Source organism: Sphingomonas phyllosphaerae (assembly GCA_036946405.1).
GTDB classification, from domain to species: Bacteria; Pseudomonadota; Alphaproteobacteria; order Sphingomonadales; family Sphingomonadaceae; genus Sphingomonas; species Sphingomonas phyllosphaerae_D.
In genome coordinates, this window is sequence record JAQIJC010000001.1 from 202,954 (window position 1) to 219,641 (window position 16,688).

General features: G+C 66.6%; 20 protein-coding genes. 8 read left to right on the plus strand and 12 right to left on the minus strand.

Annotated features, from left to right (window positions below):
* Positions 1-19 precede the first annotated feature (19 nt).
* Positions 20-247 carry a hypothetical protein gene (locus PGN12_00900; GenBank protein MEH3102449.1) on the plus strand — a complete coding sequence of 76 codons (228 nt, stop codon included), beginning with the start codon at positions 20-22 and terminating at the stop codon, positions 245-247.
* Between the two features lie 142 nt (positions 248-389).
* Here the strand turns inward: PGN12_00900 and ruvC are convergent, their stop codons facing one another.
* The 4 genes from ruvC to PGN12_00920 are packed head-to-tail and all read right to left on the minus strand — an operon-like array spanning position 390 to position 2,713.
* Positions 390-896, minus strand: coding sequence for a crossover junction endodeoxyribonuclease RuvC (gene ruvC, locus PGN12_00905; protein ID MEH3102450.1), 507 nt, complete (start codon positions 894-896; stop codon positions 390-392).
* Complete coding sequence (locus PGN12_00910; GenBank protein MEH3102451.1) at positions 893-1,354, minus strand: endonuclease domain-containing protein; 462 nt, start codon at positions 1,352-1,354, stop codon at positions 893-895. The genes ruvC and PGN12_00910 overlap by 4 nt, the downstream gene beginning before the upstream one ends.
* A gap of 43 nt (positions 1,355-1,397) precedes the next feature.
* Positions 1,398-2,141 carry a YebC/PmpR family DNA-binding transcriptional regulator gene (locus tag PGN12_00915; GenBank protein MEH3102452.1) on the minus strand — a complete coding sequence of 248 codons (744 nt, stop codon included), beginning with the start codon at positions 2,139-2,141 and terminating at the stop codon, positions 1,398-1,400.
* Between the two features lie 29 nt (positions 2,142-2,170).
* Entirely contained in the window at positions 2,171-2,713 is a 543-nt protein-coding gene (locus PGN12_00920) for a DUF1003 domain-containing protein (protein ID MEH3102453.1), read from the minus strand.
* Between the two features lie 98 nt (positions 2,714-2,811).
* Here PGN12_00920 and PGN12_00925 point away from each other — a divergent pair, with 98 nt between their 5' ends.
* A complete protein-coding gene (locus tag PGN12_00925) occupies positions 2,812-4,272 on the plus strand; it encodes an ATP-binding protein (GenBank protein ID MEH3102454.1) in 1,461 nt (486 codons plus the stop codon).
* A gap of 213 nt (positions 4,273-4,485) precedes the next feature.
* Here the strand turns inward: PGN12_00925 and PGN12_00930 are convergent, their stop codons facing one another.
* The 3 genes from PGN12_00930 to PGN12_00940 form a co-directional block, all read right to left on the minus strand.
* Complete coding sequence (locus tag PGN12_00930; protein ID MEH3102455.1) at positions 4,486-4,941, minus strand: PilZ domain-containing protein; 456 nt, start codon at positions 4,939-4,941, stop codon at positions 4,486-4,488.
* 171 nt (positions 4,942-5,112) lie between these two features.
* Complete coding sequence (locus PGN12_00935) at positions 5,113-5,379, minus strand: DUF2312 domain-containing protein (protein ID MEH3102456.1); 267 nt, start codon at positions 5,377-5,379, stop codon at positions 5,113-5,115.
* Positions 5,380-5,537: 158 nt separating this feature from the next.
* Positions 5,538-5,828: a DUF1244 domain-containing protein gene (locus PGN12_00940; GenBank protein MEH3102457.1), complete on the minus strand. Its 291-nt coding sequence runs from the start codon at positions 5,826-5,828 to the stop codon at positions 5,538-5,540.
* Between the two features lie 66 nt (positions 5,829-5,894).
* Between PGN12_00940 and pyk the strand changes: the two genes are divergently transcribed.
* Both pyk and PGN12_00950 read left to right on the plus strand, forming a co-directional pair.
* Positions 5,895-7,373 carry a pyruvate kinase gene (gene pyk / locus PGN12_00945; GenBank protein ID MEH3102458.1) on the plus strand — a complete coding sequence of 493 codons (1,479 nt, stop codon included), beginning with the start codon at positions 5,895-5,897 and terminating at the stop codon, positions 7,371-7,373.
* 239 nt (positions 7,374-7,612) lie between these two features.
* Complete coding sequence (locus tag PGN12_00950) at positions 7,613-7,813, plus strand: hypothetical protein (protein ID MEH3102459.1); 201 nt, start codon at positions 7,613-7,615, stop codon at positions 7,811-7,813.
* A gap of 39 nt (positions 7,814-7,852) precedes the next feature.
* On the opposite strand, the gene PGN12_00955 is transcribed toward PGN12_00950, so the two are convergent.
* The 3 genes from PGN12_00955 to ykgO form a co-directional block, all read right to left on the minus strand.
* Positions 7,853-8,227, minus strand: a complete 375-nt coding sequence (locus tag PGN12_00955) for a DUF4440 domain-containing protein (protein ID MEH3102460.1) — start codon at positions 8,225-8,227, stop codon at positions 7,853-7,855.
* A 62-nt stretch (positions 8,228-8,289) separates the two neighbouring features.
* Positions 8,290-8,898, minus strand: a complete 609-nt coding sequence (locus tag PGN12_00960; protein MEH3102461.1) for an HAD family phosphatase — start codon at positions 8,896-8,898, stop codon at positions 8,290-8,292.
* Between the two features lie 10 nt (positions 8,899-8,908).
* Positions 8,909-9,034 carry a type B 50S ribosomal protein L36 gene (gene ykgO, locus PGN12_00965; GenBank protein MEH3102462.1) on the minus strand — a complete coding sequence of 42 codons (126 nt, stop codon included), beginning with the start codon at positions 9,032-9,034 and terminating at the stop codon, positions 8,909-8,911.
* 126 nt (positions 9,035-9,160) lie between these two features.
* Here ykgO and PGN12_00970 point away from each other — a divergent pair, with 126 nt between their 5' ends.
* Together PGN12_00970 and PGN12_00975 are read left to right on the plus strand one after the other, a co-directional pair.
* A complete protein-coding gene (locus PGN12_00970) occupies positions 9,161-9,763 on the plus strand; it encodes a hypothetical protein (GenBank protein MEH3102463.1) in 603 nt (200 codons plus the stop codon).
* Positions 9,760-10,881: a M14-type cytosolic carboxypeptidase gene (locus tag PGN12_00975; protein ID MEH3102464.1), complete on the plus strand. Its 1,122-nt coding sequence runs from the start codon at positions 9,760-9,762 to the stop codon at positions 10,879-10,881. Before PGN12_00970 ends, PGN12_00975 begins: the two co-directional genes overlap by 4 nt.
* A gap of 150 nt (positions 10,882-11,031) precedes the next feature.
* Here PGN12_00975 and PGN12_00980 read toward each other — a convergent pair whose 3' ends face one another.
* Positions 11,032-11,547 carry a hypothetical protein gene (locus tag PGN12_00980; GenBank protein MEH3102465.1) on the minus strand — a complete coding sequence of 172 codons (516 nt, stop codon included), beginning with the start codon at positions 11,545-11,547 and terminating at the stop codon, positions 11,032-11,034.
* A gap of 504 nt (positions 11,548-12,051) precedes the next feature.
* On the opposite strand from PGN12_00980, the gene acnA reads away from it, so the two are divergent.
* Together acnA and PGN12_00990 are read left to right on the plus strand one after the other, a co-directional pair.
* Complete coding sequence (gene acnA, locus PGN12_00985) at positions 12,052-14,739, plus strand: aconitate hydratase AcnA (protein ID MEH3102466.1); 2,688 nt, start codon at positions 12,052-12,054, stop codon at positions 14,737-14,739.
* A 73-nt stretch (positions 14,740-14,812) separates the two neighbouring features.
* A complete protein-coding gene (locus PGN12_00990) occupies positions 14,813-15,109 on the plus strand; it encodes a zinc ribbon domain-containing protein YjdM (GenBank protein MEH3102467.1) in 297 nt (98 codons plus the stop codon).
* 121 nt (positions 15,110-15,230) lie between these two features.
* Here the strand turns inward: PGN12_00990 and PGN12_00995 are convergent, their stop codons facing one another.
* On the minus strand, positions 15,231-16,622 hold the full coding sequence (locus PGN12_00995) for an amino acid permease (protein ID MEH3102468.1): 1,392 nt from the start codon (positions 16,620-16,622) through the stop codon (positions 15,231-15,233).
* Between the last annotated feature and the right edge of the window lie 66 nt (positions 16,623-16,688).

Genomic DNA, 16,688 nt, shown 5'->3' on the forward strand with positions numbered 1-16,688 from the left:
GGCTGACACTGAGGACGCATTGGACAAATTCGTTTCCACAATCCTGATCGCCGTTGCGTTCGCCTACACGCTCATAGTCTCCTTCATCGTCTTGTTTACGATCGGCTTCTTCGGGCTTGAAGATTTGGGCAAGAATTTGATTGGGCTCATAGTCTTCTGCCTCATTGCTCTCTCCCCTCTGGCGGTATGGCCTTACTGCCTGAGACGGGCTGCGGCGTGGCGGCGAGGTGAGCATCCGCCCTTCTGAACAGACTTTGTGTCACGCCTGCTCACCACCAAGATCCGTCATTCCCGCGAAGGCGGGAATCCAGAACCTCTGACGTCTCGCCTCTATCGGAAGACCTGCGCGTCTGGATTCCCGCCTGCGCGGGAATGACGAGGAGGCGATATCACGCCCCCGCCCGCGCCCGCCGCATCATCCCCTGCGCACTCGCGACATGATGCGCGTGGCAGATCGCGACCGCCAGCGCGTCTGCGGCATCCGGCCCGGCCAGCTTCGCGCCGGGCAGCAGCACTGCCATCATCGCCTGGATCTGTCTTTTCTCCGCGCCGCCGGTGCCGACCACCGCCTTCTTGACCGTCGAGGGATGATATTCCCCGATCGTCAGCCCCGCCCCGCTCGCGGCGAGCAGCACCACCCCGCGCGCCTGCCCCAGCTTGAGCGTCGATTGCGCATTGGTGTTGCCGAGCACCTCCTCGACCGCCGCCTCGTCGGGCCGCTCGGCGCGGAGGACATCGATCAGCGCCGAATAGAGGTTCGCAAGCCGGCGCGGCAGCGGCATCGACGGATCGGTGCGGATCTGCCCGTTGCCGACATGGCTCAGCCGGTTGCCCTCGGCACGGATCACCCCCCAGCCGGTCGTGCCGAGCCCGGGATCGAGGCCGAGGATGATCATCGCTCAAGCCCCTCCCCCTCGGGAGTTGCAGGTCGGTCATGCCCCCGGCATGACCTGAACGATGCAGCGCATCGTTCACCTGCAACTGGGTTGGGGTGGGGCACGCCGGACCAGCGATCGGGGCGAGCTTGCAGGGCGGCTACGATCGTGAGCAGGACGCCTTCCATATTCTCGCGGACGTCCAAGTTGGAGAAGCGCAGGGTGTGAAAGCCTTTGATGGCGATGAAGCGGTCCCGGGTAGCGTCCGCGACCGGATCATGCGTGTCGCCATCGACCTCGATGATCAGCCCCTTCGCCGGGCAAAAGAAATCGGCAATGTAAGGCGCGATAACGTGCTGGCGACGGAACTTGTGGCCGAGCTTGGTTCCTGACAATTCGCGCCAGAGCCTTTTCTCCCACTCGGTGGGATTGCGCCGCATGTCCGCGGCACGGGTCAGCAATTCGATTTCGCTCGTCATTCCCCCACCCCAACCCCTCCCCTGAAGGGGAGGGGCTTTCAGGTCACCCCAGCTTCGCCATCACCTCGTCGGACACTTCGTAATTCCCCCACACCGTCTGCACGTCGTCGTCGTCGTCCAGCGCATCGATCAGCTTGAACAGCGTCGCCGCATCCGCCTCGGTCACCTCGACCATCGTCTGTGGGCGCCACGCCAGCTTCGCGCCCTCGGCCTCGCCCAGCACCGGCTCCAGCGCCTTGGCGACCTCGTGGAGCGAACCCTGCTCGGTCCAGATCTCATGGCCTTCCTCGGTCGAGGTGACGTCCTCGGCCCCGGCCTCCAGCGCCGCCTCGAACACCTTCTCGGCATCGCCCGCGCTCGCCGGATAGTTTATGAGCCCCATCCGGTCGAAGCCGTGGCTCACCGAGCCGCTCGCGCCCAGATTGCCGCCGTTCTTCGACACCGCGGTGCGCACGTTGGTTGCGGTGCGGTTGCGATTGTCGGACAGCGCCTCGATGATCAGGCTCACCCCGCCCGGGCCGAAACCCTCGTAGCGGATTTCCTCGTAATTCTCGGTGTCGCCCTTGCTCGCCTTGTCGATCGCGCGCTGGATATTGTCCTTGGGCATCGACTGCGCCTTGGCGGCGTTGATCGCGGCGCGCAGCCGCGGGTTCATGTCGGGATCGGGCAGCCCCATCTTCGCCGCGACGGTGATTTCGCGGCTGAGCTTGGAGAACATGCCGGAGCGCTTCTTATCCTGCGCGCCCTTGCGGTGCATGATGTTCTTGAACTTGGAATGGCCTGCCATGGTCGCCTCTGACGGATAATCCCGTGCCTTTACGCGCGAGGGCCCCCATTCGCCAACCCGTCTATCTTCGCCTCCAGCGCCGCCAGCCGCTCGATCACCAGCCCGTCGATCTTTTCGTGTAGCCGCAGGATCTCCAGCTCGGCGCGCAAATTGGTTTCATAGTCGAGGCTGGCGGCCAGCCGGTCCTTCGCCGCCTGCCGGTTCTGGCTCATCATGATGACGGGCGCCTGCACCGCGGCCAGCGTCGACAGCATCAGGTTGAGGAAGATGTACGGATAGGGGTCGAACTGCAGCCCGAAATATTTCAGCACGTCGGTGTTGAGCAGCATCCACCCGACCAGCACCACCGTGAAGGCGATGATGAACCCCCACGATCCGCCGACCGCCGCGACCCGATCGGCCAACCGGTCGCCGAAGCTGGCGCGCAGATCGGCCTCGTCGGCGGCGTCGCGGCTGACCAGCGTCCCCGCATCGATACTGTCGAGGACGCGGCGTTCCTCGGCATCCAGCGAATGGCGCGGCTTGCCGATGATGCGCAGCGCGAGATCGGCGATCGGTGGACGGTGCGCCATGGACGTTTCCCCTTCGTGACGCGCCCCCGTAGCCGCACGCCGCGGTCGCGCAAAGCGCTTGCCCAACCGGGGCCTGATCGGCCAAACGGGGCGCGATCATGACCGTCAGCGTAGACATGGGGCACGACGAGCGCGGCGCGCCCGTGACCATGGACCTCGAAGAACTGCTCGCCACCCGGTTGCTCGTCCAGGGCAATTCCGGGTCCGGCAAGTCGCATCTGCTGCGCCGCTTGCTCGAACGCAGCGCGGGACAGGTACAACAGGTGGTGATCGACCCCGAGGGCGATTTCGTCACCTTGTCCGAACGCTACGGCCATGTCGTGATCGAGGGCGCGGATTATGCCGAACGCGAGCTGGCGCGAATCGCCGCCCGGCTGCGCGAGCACCGCGCCAGCGTAGTGCTGAGTCTCGAAGGGCTGGAGGCGGAGGGGCAGATGCGCTGCGCCGCCGGCTTCCTCAATGCGCTGTTCGACGCGCCGCGCGAACATTGGTATCCGGCGCTGGTGGTGGTCGACGAGGCGCAATTGTTCGCGCCGACCACCGGTGGCGAGGTCGCCGAGGAGGTCCGCCGCGCCTCGCTGTCGGCGATGACCAATTTGATGTGCCGCGGGCGCAAGCGCGGCCTGGCGGGCGTGATCGCGACGCAGCGGCTGGCGAAGCTCGCCAAGAATGTCGCGGCCGAGGCGAGCAACTTTCTGATGGGGCGCACCTTCCTCGACATCGACATGGCGCGTGCCGCCGATCTGCTCGGCATGGAGCGGCGGCAGGCCGAATCGATCCGCGATCTGGCGCGCGGCACCTTCATGGCGCTGGGGCCGGCGGTGTCGCGGCGGCCGATCACGGTGCGGATTGGCACGGTCGAGACGCAGGCGCGCAGCGGCAGCCCCAAGCTGGTCCCGCTGCCGCAGGCCGATTCGGTCGACCTGCAATCTTTGCTCGATGTGACGCCCGAGGCCGCGCCGACGCTGCCGATGACCTTCGATCCGCGCCCGCGCCGCGTGCCCGCCGACGAATTGCTGTCCGATATCGAGGCGCCCGCACCCTCCACCCCCGCCCCGTCGCTCCCCGACCGCAACGAGGAAGAGGTCGAGGCGGTCTATGCCGAGGTGCTGCGCGCGATCGTCACCGACGACGAAAGCAGCGGACGTCCGGCGGCGGTGCTCTATCAGGACTTTCAGGTCCGCTGCCGGATGGCCGGTATCGCCAAGCCCGCGCTCGACCTCGCCGCGTTCAGCCGCCGTCTGTCGTGCGCGCGCGCCGGCATCTTCGATCCGCATGCCGATGAATGGGCGAGCGTCCTCGCGCTGGCCGGCGGACTGCCCGACGACATGCTCGGCGCGTTCCTGCTGGTCGCCAAGGCGGCGCGCGACGGTGCGCCGTGCCCGTCCGACATTGCGATCGCGAACACCTACGGCACCAGCTCGATCGGGCGGGTCAAGCGGCTGATCGGCTATATCGAAGGGCGCGACCTGTTCGTGACGCGCACCGACATGGGCGGCAAACGCTCGATCACGATCCCGCATCTCGGCTGGACGACCGCACCGGCGGAGGCGGCGTAGCTTACTGTCGCCCCGAACCTGACCGAGCCGCGTGCCCCCGCCCAGTCGTCATTACCGCGCAGGCGGGAATCCAGAAGCGCAGGTCCGGCGATAGAAGCGACACGTCAGAGGTTCTGGATTCCCGCCTGCGCGGGAATGACGCCCCCCTCCGAGCAACGAACACCGACCCTGAAACACAAACCCGTTCACGCCCGCCGGCTTAGCCGCCAGCCCTCACTTCACCTTCAGCGCATCCTCGATCTGCGCCGCCGGCGCCGAGAGCATCGTGAACACCGTATGCGCGGCGATCCCCGCCATCGTCACCGCGACCGCCACCAGCACGAGGAACTGGAACATCGACGCGAAGCTGCGTGATCGCTCCACCTTGCGCGCCATCTGCGCTTCATGCGCCAGCCGGCGTTCGGCGCGGCGGTCGCTTTCGGGTTGCGCGGCGCTGCGGTCGGGACGACCGGCCAGCCGCGGCTCGTCGACCAGCGCCTTGACCGACAGCCGGTCCTGCGAGCGCAGCCCGAAGAACCGGCCCTTGTTCCACTGGACGCGCCCGACGATCACCAGCGTCCCGCGCCGGATCTCGACGTAACTGCCGACCGCCGGCGGCTGGTCGCACCCGGCCATCAGACCGCGCGAGGAAATATTATGGATCACGATATCCAGCCAGCGTGCTTCCACCCGCATCCTTGACGGGACGAGCACGGTGATCCGCTCCTCCCGCGGCCGGAATCCGGACTGCAAACCCGCCAGCACCTGTCGCTTACCCCCACGTTCGCCCGACGAGAACGGTATACAGTGGAAGAAGCGAAGACAAGATTAACGGCCGCCGTCGCGACGGCCATTCATGATCTAGATCATGCCAAGCGCTTGCATGTAGACTTCAAGGATAGACTGTTCTTCTTGATATTCTTCACGTTTCTTCTTGCGGATCTGCAAGATCTTGCGGATCGCCTTGGCGTCGTAGCCGCGGCTCTTCGCCTCGGCCATCACGTCCTTGATGTCGTCGGCGATGCCCTTCTTCTCTTCCTCCAGCCGTTCGGCCCGCTCGATCAGCAGCCGCAGCTCGTCGGCTGCCACCGAACCGCCGCCCATGCCTTCGCCACGCTCTTCCGCCATCATACTTCCCCAGAAAAAACGACGCCGCCCGCAACACCGGCGCGAATCGCGCGGGCGGGGACGGCGTGGTGGATACCCGGTAAGGGGTGCGGCGGCGCGTCTACGCCCGCGCGCGCCGATGCTCAAGTGTGTCGCGGACGATCGCCCGCGCCCTGCGATCAGGCGTTCTTCGCGACGCTCTCGGCCATGCGCGCAAGCTGCTCGGGCGTCGCGTCGCCCTGATGCGCGGCCTTCCATTGTGCATAGGGCATGCCGTAAATCGCCGCGCGCGCGTCGTCCTTGTCGAGCCCGCCGGCCTCGCCCACCCAGTCGGACAGGCAGTTGCGGCAAAAACCGGCCAGTCCCATCAGATCGATATTCTGCGCGTCGGTGCGATGGCGCAAGTGTCGGACGAGCCGGCGGAAAGCAGCCGCCGCTACGGCATCGTCCAGCGTGTCGAGGCGGTCCATGTGATCTCCCGGATTTGATCCTGCGGCGTTACTCGTTAAGGCCGTGCCGGCAAAGCAGGAAGGCGCATGACCCTGAACCCGAATCATATCGCTCCGCGCTCGCGCAAGGTTCGCGTGCTCGCGACGCTCGGCCCGGCCAGCAATACGCTGGAAATGATCACCACCCTTTTCCAGGCGGGCGCAGATGCGTTCCGCGTCAACATGAGCCACGGCGATCAGCAATCGAAGATCGCGGTCATCCAGGCGATTCGCTCGCTGGAGGAGCGGTTCAAGCGTCCGACGACGATCCTTGCCGATCTTCAGGGGCCCAAGCTGCGCGTCGGCAAGTTCGACGGCGGGCGCGTCACGCTCGAACATGGCAGCACCTTCGTGCTCGATCACGATCCGACCCCGGGCAACGCGTCGCGCGTTCGGCTGCCGCACAAGGAGATTTTCGCCGCGATCGAGCCGGGCGCACGCCTGCTGCTCGACGACGGCAAGCTGGTGCTGCGCGTTACCGACCATGACGCCGACCGCATCGTCACCACGGTCGAGGTCGGCGGCCCGCTGTCCGACAACAAGGGGCTCAACGTTCCCGACGTCGTGATCCCGATGGCGGCACTGACCGAGAAGGACCGCTCCGACCTCGCTTTCGCGATCGACCAGGGCGTCGACTGGATCGCGCTGTCGTTCGTCCAGCGCCCCGAGGATCTGTGGGAAGCGCGCAAGCTGATCGGCGGCAAGGCCGCGTTGCTCGCCAAGATCGAGAAGCCCGCCGCGATCGAGCGGCTCGAGGAGATCGTCGAGGCGTGCGACGGCGTGATGGTCGCGCGTGGCGATCTCGGCGTCGAGCTGCCGCCGCAGTCGGTGCCGCCGCTCCAGAAGCGCATCGTCGAAACCGCGCGCCGCATGGGTCGCCCGGTCGTCGTCGCGACGCAGATGCTCGAATCGATGATACAAAGCCCGTCGCCGACCCGCGCCGAGGTGTCCGACGTCGCGACCGCGATCTACGACGGCGCCGATGCGATCATGCTCTCGGCCGAAAGTGCTGCGGGCCAGTGGCCGGTCGAATCGGTCGCGATGATGAACGCGATCGGCGACGCGGTGGAGCGCGATCCGATGCATGGCGACCGCATCCACTTTACCGTCACCCGCCCCGATCCGACCACCGCCGACGCGCTCGCCGAGGCGGCGAAGAACATCGCCGACACCGTCTCGGCCTCGGCGATCATCTGCTTCACCATGTCGGGATCGACCGCGCGCCGCATCGCGCGTGAGCGCCCGTCGGTGCCGATCCTCGTGCTGACGCCCAGCACGGACACCGCGCGGCGGCTCGGATTGCTGTGGGGGACGCACAACGTCAACACGCGCGATGTCGAGTCGTTCGAGGAAATGGTCGCCAAGGCCAAGCGCATCGCACTGCGCCAGGGGATCGCCAAGGCCGGCGATCGCGTGATCGTGATGGCTGGCGTACCGTTCCGCACGCCGGGTTCGACCAACGTACTGCATGTCGTGCAGATCGTCGGCGACGAGCTGAAGGACTATCGCGCCCCCGACGCGCAGTAACCGGCGCGCGTCCGTCGCTCGGCAAAGAGCGACGGACAAGTGTTTACATACGCCAGCTGAACCACTTGAGCGAAGCGTCCACGTCTGCTTAAACCGATTTTAATGTTAAACTTTGGCAAAGTGGAAAGTTGCTTTGCCGCAATGACCGACAGCAGCATTTCCGGTCGCGCCGGCGATACGCCGACGATCGGACCGACGGATAGTGGTCACTGCCGACGCGCGGGGCGGGATGGACGGCGATGGAACGGGTAATTCGCAACAACAGGTTACGGGTCGAGCTCGCCGCCGCCCGACGCGCATCGACGATGATTACCGATCCGTTGTCGATGCGCGTGCTGGTCGACTACATTGCCGAGCTGGAAGAACAACTATACCGCGGCGACGCTACCTTCGTTCATGTGGCGTCGTCGTTTGCACAGACCAGCTCGTCGAGGCGGTAACCTTCTGACGATCGCGCGCGCAACCGCGGCGCGGTCCGGTCAATCCTCCGTCGCATGAACCTCGGCGGTCAGCGGGGGCGTCTGCTGGTGCTGAACGACCTTCCAGACCTCATGCTCCAGGCGACGGTAGGTCGAGGTACAATGCGCGACATAGCGTTCGTCGCCCTTCGTCGCCTCGACGCCATAGGCGATCACGATCAGCCCTTCCTGCGGCCGCACGATCCGGCCGTCCTTGAAGGTGACCCGCTCCCAGCGCGGCGTCTGCGACACCGCATCGACCGCCGCCTCGCTTTCGAGGACGTACGGCGGCTGCGGCACGACCATCAGCGCCGATTCATCGATCGACTCGCGGTAATGATCGGCGTCGCCGGTCCACAGGCTTTCCTCGAACGCCCAAACGCGATCGTCTTCCATGGCTCTCTCCTAATGAGGTCGAAGCCAGAAAGCCGTGGTACGCCCGATCGTTCCGCCGCGCCTCAGCGCAGCAGGCCGGCCGCGACCAGTGCAGGACGCAGCGTCGCCGCGTCAGTGAACAGATGCGCGTGAATGCCCAGCGCCTGCGCGCCGGCGATATTCGCGGCATTGTCGTCAATGAAGAACGCCTCGCCCCCCGCCAGCCCGAACCGATCGAGCGCGAGCCGGTAGATCGCGGCATCGGGCTTCACCAGCCGCTCTTCACCCGAAACGACGATGTCGCGGAAGCGGTCGAACACCGCCGCCTCCCGCGCGCGGAACGGCGGGAAGAATTCGTGGCTGAAGTTGGTGATCGCAAACAGCGGCACGTCCGCCGCGTCCAGTTCCTCGACGATCGCGATCATGCCGGGGATCGGCCCCGGGATCTGCTCGCCGAAGCGTGGTCCCCAATGGGCGATCATCTCGGCATGTTCCGGGAATCGCGCGCCAAGCTCCGCGCTGGTCTCCGCGAACGGGCGACCGGCGTCGTGCTGGAAATGCCACTCCTTCGTGGCGACCTCGTTCAGGAACACGTCGAGCGCCCGTTCGTCATCGAACAGGCGCTCGTACAGAACCCGCGGGTTCCAGTCGTACAGGACGTGCCCGACGTCGAAAATGACCGACGTCGGCATCACGCCGGAATCAGCCCTGGCGGGCCTTGAACCGGCGATTCGTCTTGTTGATGACATAGGTCCGGCCGCGACGGCGGATCACGCGATTGTCGCGGTGACGGTCCTTGAGCGACTTCAGGCTGTTGCGGATCTTCATGGCTGCGCTTCTTCGAAAACTGGGAAGCGCGCCGCCTAGAGAGCGCACGCCCGAAAGTCAACCGAGCGGGAGCTTGCACCACGAGCGTGCGTTGTTATGTCGCAACGATCGTATCGGGGGTGTGTCATGCGTCGCGCGATTCTTCTGGCTCTTTCGCTGGCACCTTTGGCCGCCTGCACCACCGGGCCGCAGCGCTTTCCGGTCCAGGCGACCCGCTTCCATTATGATGCGGTGGCGGAGCGCGGGACGATCGCGGTCGAGCCGCTGCCCGGCCCGTCCTCGGCCAGCCTCGAATACAAGACCTATGCCGCCGCGGTCGAGGCCGAGCTGCTCCGCAACGGCTTCACCAGCGCCGCGCCAGGCAGCAAGCCCGACTTCATCGCCACCGTCGGCTTCACGCGCGCCGAGCGCGGGCTGCCGCCCAAGCGTTCGCCGATCCAGATCGGGATCGGCGGCGGCGGTTATTCGGGCGGCTGGCGCGGCGGCAGCGGGCTGGGCGGCGGGGTCAGCTTCCCGGTCGGCGGCGACTCGGGCGGGCGGCTCGGGCTCGTCACCGAACTGGCGGTCCGCATCCGTCACGGCGCCGACGCGATCTGGGAGGGTCAGGCGCAATCGCTGACCGACACCAGCGCCCCCGACGCCGACGCCGCCTCGGTCGCCGGGCGACTCGCGGGCGCGCTCTTCAAGAATTTCCCCGGCGATTCGGGGCGGACGGTCGAGGTAAAATGACGCTGGACATCAACGCCGCGTTCGACGGCGGCAACATCAAGCTCGTCAGCCTGGAGGGCGCGGGCGACGACTGGCGCTGCGATCTGGAGATCGTCCGCGATCACCAGTCCGACTTCTTCCAGTGGTTCTATTTCCGCGCCGCCGGGCTGCGCGGCAAGCGCGTCGCCTTCCGCATCCTCAACGCCGGCGAGTCGGCCTATCCGTTCGGCTGGCCGGGCTACAAGACCCGCGTCTCGACCGACCTCGAGCAATGGCGGATGATCGACACCCGCTACGACGGCGGCGTGCTCGGCTTCGACTGGACCGGGCAAGGCGACGTGGCGTGGTTCGCCTATTTCGCGCCCTATACGATGGAGATGCACGCCCGACTGGTCGCGCGTATCGCCGGCCGCGCGGGCGTGACGCACCGCCAGCTCGGCGAGACGCTCGACGGACAGGCGATCGACTATTTCCGCCTCGGCACCGGCGAAAAGCAGGTGTGGCTCTACGCGCGCCAGCATCCCGGCGAATCGATGGCCGAATGGTGGATGGACGGCGCGCTCGACTGGCTGACCAGCCCCGTCGCCGCGCCGCTGCTGCGGGAGGCAACCGTCCATGTCGTCCCCAACATGAACCCCGACGGCACGCGCCGCGGCCATCTGCGCACCAATGCGGCGGGGGTGAACCTCAACCGCGAATGGCACGCCCCCACGTCCGAGCGCAGCCCCGAAGTGCTGTGCGTGCTGCAGGAGATGGACAAGACAGGCGTCACCTTCGCGATCGACGTCCACGGCGACGAGGCGATCGCCGCCAATTTCATCGCGGGTTTCGAGGGCATTCCGTCGTGGAACGGCGCGCGCGGCGACCGCTTCACCGAGTTCGGCCGGCGGCTGGCGGCGCACACCCCCGATTTCCAGACGCAGCTCGGCTATGAGAAGTCCGCGCCCGGCACCGCCAATCTGTCGATGTCGACCAACCAGCTCGCCGAGCGGTTCGGCGCGGTGTCGGTGACGCTGGAGATGCCGTTCAAGGATCATGACGCCAACCCCGACCCGGCGTTCGGATGGAGCGCCGAACGGTCGAAGTCGCTCGGCGTCGCCTGCCTCGAAGTGCTGACCGAGATGATCCCGACGCTGTAAGCGCGGTCGGATCGCCCCCTGTTCGTCGCCCCGGACGTGATCCGGGGCCCCGCTTCTTTGCAACCCACGGAAAAGCGGGACCCTCGGATCAAGTCCTGGGTGACGCGGGAGCATGGCATGAGACACGCTCCCGCGTCACCACCGCCGTCATCAACCCCGCCACTTGGCCAGCGCCGCATCATACCGCTCGCGCGCCGCATCGCGTGCGTCCTCCAGCTTACGCCGCTCCATGCGCCAGCGCCGGTCGGCGGCCTTCTCCTCGCGTTCCAGCGCCGCGCGGCGCTTCGCCAGTTCCTTGCACTCCGCTTCCTCGGCAGCAGCAGCCGTGTCGAGCGCCGCCTCCGCATCATCCAGCGCCTTGCGGCTCGGCCGTGGCACCGGCTTGACCGACACCTTCTTCGACACCGCCGCCTTACCCGCTCGCCGCGATGCGGGCGCGGCGGCCAGTTGCTCCTCCGCACTCCCACGCGACCTCTTCACGACCTCGCCCGGCGTGGCGAGCGGCGCTTCCATCAGCGCGGGATCGGTCACCTCCTCCGCCGCGCCGCGCGCGAACAGATCGGCTGTCGCACCCCATGCCGCCAACGCTGCCCTGCGACTCGGTGCGGCCACATAGGCGTCGTGAAAGCCGGCGGGAGTGCGAAAGACCTTCAGCTTGCGCGGCATCGCCCTGTCCTTTCGCCTCCGCCGGGGTTCGCCCGTTCCAACCGCCCGGCGCGCGCGTGGTTCAGAACCTCCCCCGTCATTCCCGCACAGGCGAAAGCTCTGCAAAAATCTGCCAGTTCCCCTCCATCGTTCGTCACCCCGGACTTGTTCCGGGGTCCACTGCTCCGCAGAAACGGCGACTTCGACGCTCGCGTAACAGTGGATGCCGGAACAAGTCCGGCATGACGATGAGAGTTCTCAGAGGTCTCGCACAGACAGGAATTCAGACGAGCAGGTCCGTCGATAGCGCCGGAAGGTCTGCGGCTCCGGATCCTCACCCGCACGGGATAACGGCGCGCGCCACCACCCGCGCACCGCCCAGCCACAATCGCTTACATCCGCTCCCGCCACCCCCCTTTCGCACATGCGGCACCACTGCTATCGCCCGCGGCGACCGAGACATTCGCTCCCGTCGCCGCGCGCGCCCGCCGCCCGGCGACGGCCCTTGACGAAAGGACTTTGCCCATGACGGCCATCGGCCAGGATACGCTCAACGCCCGCCAGACGCTGCAGGCCGGGGGCAAGTCCTATGACTATTTCTCGCTGAAGACCGCCGAGCAGAAGTTCGGCGACATCAGCCGCCTGCCCTTCTCGATGAAGGTGCTGCTCGAGAACATGCTGCGCTTCGAGGACGGCGTCACCGTCACCGAGGCCGACGTCAAGGCGATCGTCGACTGGCAGCAGGAGCGTCGTTCGGACCGCGAGATCCAGTATCGCCCCGCGCGCGTGCTGATGCAGGACTTCACCGGCGTGCCGTGCGTGGTCGACCTCGCCGCGATGCGCGACGCGATCACCAAGCTGGGCGGCGACGCGGCGAAGATCAATCCGCAGGTTCCCGTCCATCTCGTCATCGATCACTCGGTCATGGTCGACGAATTCGGCACGCCCAAGGCGTTCGAGGATAACGTCGATCTCGAATATGCCCGCAATGCCGAGCGCTACGAGTTCCTCAAGTGGGGCAGCAAGGCGCTCGACAATTTCAAGGTCGTGCCGCCGGGCACCGGCATCTGCCACCAGGTGAACCTCGAATATATCGGCCATGCGGTCTGGTCGTCGCAGGAAACCGGCGACCACGCCAAAAGCGGCGCGACGATCGCTTATCCGGATACCTTGGTCGGCACCGACAGCCACACGACGATGATCAACGGTCTCGGCGTGCTCGGCTGGGGCGTCGGCGGGATCGAGGCCGAGGCGGCGATGCTCGGCCAGCCGGTCTCGATGCTGATCCCCGAGGTGGTCGGCTTCAAGCTGACCGGCGCGCTGCGTGAGGGCATCACCGCCACCGATCTGGTGCTCACCGTCACGCAGATGCTGCGCGCCAAGGGCGTGGTCGGCCGCTTCGTGGAGTTCTACGGCCCGGGCCTCGACCAGATGACGCTCGCCGATCGCGCGACGATCGCCAACATGGCGCCCGAATACGGCGCGACCTGCGGCTTCTTCCCCGTCGACGACAAGACGCTCGATTACATGCGCCTCACCGGCCGCCCCGACGAGGTCGTCGCGCTGACCGAGGCCTATGCCAAGGCGCAGGGCATGTGGCGCTATGCCGATGCGGTCGATCCGGTCTTCACCGACACGCTCGAACTCGACATGGGCACGGTCGTCCCGTCGCTCGCCGGCCCGAAGCGCCCGCAGGACAAGGTCAGCCTCGACACCGTCGACGAAGTGTTCAACGGCGACCTGTTCAAGCTGTACCACAAGGAAAAGCCGGCGCGCGTCGACGTCGACGATCGCGGGCATGACATCGGCGACGGCGACGTCGTGATCGCCGCGATCACCAGCTGCACCAACACCTCGAACCCGTCGGTGCTGGTCGCCGCCGGTCTGGTCGCGCGCAAGGCGAACGCGCTCGGGCTGAAGCCGAAGCCGTGGGTGAAGACCTCGCTCGCGCCGGGGAGCCAGGTCGTCACCGACTATCTCGACAAGGCCGGGCTGTCGGCGGATCTCGACGCGATCGGCTTCAACCTCGTCGGCTATGGCTGCACCACCTGCATCGGCAATTCGGGGCCGCTCGCCGCGCCGATCTCGAAGGCGATCAACGAGAACGATCTCGTCGCCGCCTCGGTGCTGTCGGGCAACCGCAACTTCGAGGGCCGCGTCTCGCCCGACGTGCGCGCCAACTTCCTCGCCTCGCCGCCGCTGGTCGTCGCCTATGCGCTGAAGGGCAGCGTGACGACCGACATGAACGAGACGCCGATCGGTCAGGGCACCGATGGCGCGGATGTGTACCTGCGCGACATCTGGCCCACCAACCAGGAGGTTTCGGACCTCATGGCCGCCAACATCGACGACGGCATGTTCCGCGCCCGCTACGGCAACGTCTATGCCGGCGACTCGAAGTGGCAGGCGATCGACGTGACCGGCTCGGACACCTACGCCTGGCGCGCCGGCTCGACCTATGTCGCCAACCCGCCGTACTTCGAGGGCATGGAGATGACCCCGGCGCCGGTGACCGACATCATCGAGGCCAAGCCCCTGGCGATCCTCGGCGATTCGATCACCACCGACCACATTTCGCCGGCCGGTTCGATCAAGGCCGACAGCCCGGCGGGGACGTGGTTGCAGGAGCACCAGGTCAGCCGCGCCGACTTCAACAGCTATGGTGCGCGCCGCGGCCATCACGAGGTCATGATGCGCGGCACCTTCGCCAACATCCGTATCAAAAACGAGATGGTGCCGGGGGTTGAGGGCGGAATGAGCCGCTACGAGGGTCAGGTGATGCCGATCTACGACGCCGCGATGCGTCACAAGGCCGACGGCACCCCGCTCGTCATCATCGCCGGCAAGGAATATGGCACCGGCTCGTCGCGCGACTGGGCGGCGAAGGGCACTAACCTGTTGGGCGTGCGGGCGGTTATCACCGAGAGCTTCGAGCGCATCCACCGCTCGAACCTCGTCGGCATGGGCGTCCTCCCGCTCCAGTTCGCCGAAGGCGTGACCCGCGAGACGCTCAAGCTGACCGGCGACGAAACCTTCACGATCCACCATGTCGCCGACCTGCGCCCGCGTCAGGACGTCACTGTCACGCTCAAGCGCCAGGATGGGTCGACCGAGCAGTTCCAGACCCGCTGCCGGATCGATACGGTCAACGAGCTGGAATATTTCCTGAACGGCGGCATCCTGCAGTATGTGCTGCGGAACCTCGCCGCGTAAGCGACGACGATCAGGGTGATTTCGGGAAGGGAGGGCCGCTGGTCCTCCCTTTCTGCTTTTGGGGGACACAAGGTTGAGCGAAGAGTACGTCTATGACGAGGCAACAGGCGAATGGGTGCCGGCCGGTGAGGTCAGCGCCACGGCGCCGGCGGACGGCGTCGAGGTCCGCGACGCGGTCGGCAACCTGCTGGCGGACGGCGATGCGGTGACGCTGATCAAGGACCTGAAGGTCAAGGGCACCAGTCAGACGCTCAAGCGCGGCACCGCCATCAAGTCGATCCGGCTGACCGGCGACCCGCAGGAAATCGACTGCCGCTTCGACGGGATCAAGGGCTTGGTCCTGCGCGCGGAGTTCGTGAAGAAGCGCTGAGCGTCGCTCCTGTCCGTCATCCCCGCGCAGGCGGGCATCCAGACGCACAGGTTCCTCGGTAGAAGCGCGAGGTCCGAGGTTCTGGATTGCCGCCTCCGCGGGAATGATGGGTTTGGCGAGGTCACCCCACCGCCGCGCGCTTGCGCCCGTAGACGAAGTACAGCACCAGCCCCACGACGTTCCACAGCAGGAAATACTCCTGCGTTTTCAGCGGCAGGCTGAAGAACAGATACACGCATCCCAGCACGCCCAACGTCCCGACCACCGGTGCGAGCGGGGCGCGGAACGTTCGCTCGGCATCTGGCGCACGGCGACGCATCACCATCATGCACACGCACACCGCGACGAACGCCGCCAGCGTCCCGGCATTGGCGAGCGCGGCGATCGCGTCGATCGGCATCACCCCCGCGATCACCGCGACCAGCGCCGCGGTCATCAGCGTGATCCGCACCGGCGCGCCGCGCTGCGACACCTTGGCGAGCCCCGCGGGCAGCAGCCCGTCACGCGCCATCACGAAGAAAATCCGGCTCTGTCCGAACAGAAACCCCAGCAAAACCGTGGGAAGCGCGATCACCGCGCTGGCGGCGAGGAAGGTCGCGAACCCGGGCCGTTCGATATCGCGCAGGATCAGCGCCAGCGGCTCGGGCGAGCCCGCGAAGCGCGTATAGCTGAGCGCGCCGACCGCCGCGATCGCGACGCCGACATAGATGACGATGCACCCGAACATCGACCCGATGATCCCGATCGACAGGTCGCGGCCGGGGTTCTTGGTCTCCTCCGCCGCGGTCGAGATCGCATCGAAGCCATAGAAAGCGAAGAAGATGATCGCCGCCGCCGCCATCACGCCGCGCTCCTTGCCGTCGGCGTCGACCGAGGCGGTGAAGCCGTGCGGCATGAACGGGTGGAGGTTGGCGGCGTCGAAATGCGGCAGCGCGACGAACACGAAGACGGTCAGCGCGACCAGCTTTACCCCCACCAGCACCGCATTGAGCGTCGCGCTCTCCTTGGTGCCGAAGCACAGCAGTCCGGCGACGACCGCGATGATGAACACCGCGGGCAAATTGACGAGACCGCCCATTTCCGGCCCGTTGGTCAGCGCGACCGGAAAGCCGAGCGGGGTCAGCAACGCCGAGGCATAGCCCGACCAGCCGACCGCCACCGTCGAGACGACCAGCGAATATTCGAGGATCAGCGACCAGCCGATCACCCAGGCGATCACCTCCCCCAGCACGACATAACTGTAGGTATAGGCGCTCCCTGAGGCCGGGATCATCGTCGACATTTCGGCATAGGCGAGCGCGGCACAAGCGCAGATCGCCCCCGCGATCACGAAGCTGAGCATCACCGCCGGCCCCGCGCGATCTGCGCCGACGCCGATCAGCGTCAGGATGCCGGTCCCGACGATCGCACCCACGCCAAGCGCGACGAGGTGCGGCCACGAAAGGGTGCGGGCAAGGACGGGCCCGTCACCATGATCGACCGCGATCGGCTTGCGCCGGAACAGACTGGACATGCACTCCCCTTCTTATCTCTCGGGGGAAATGTAACAGCTGTGACGAGTATTGTGGAGGGTAGAGCA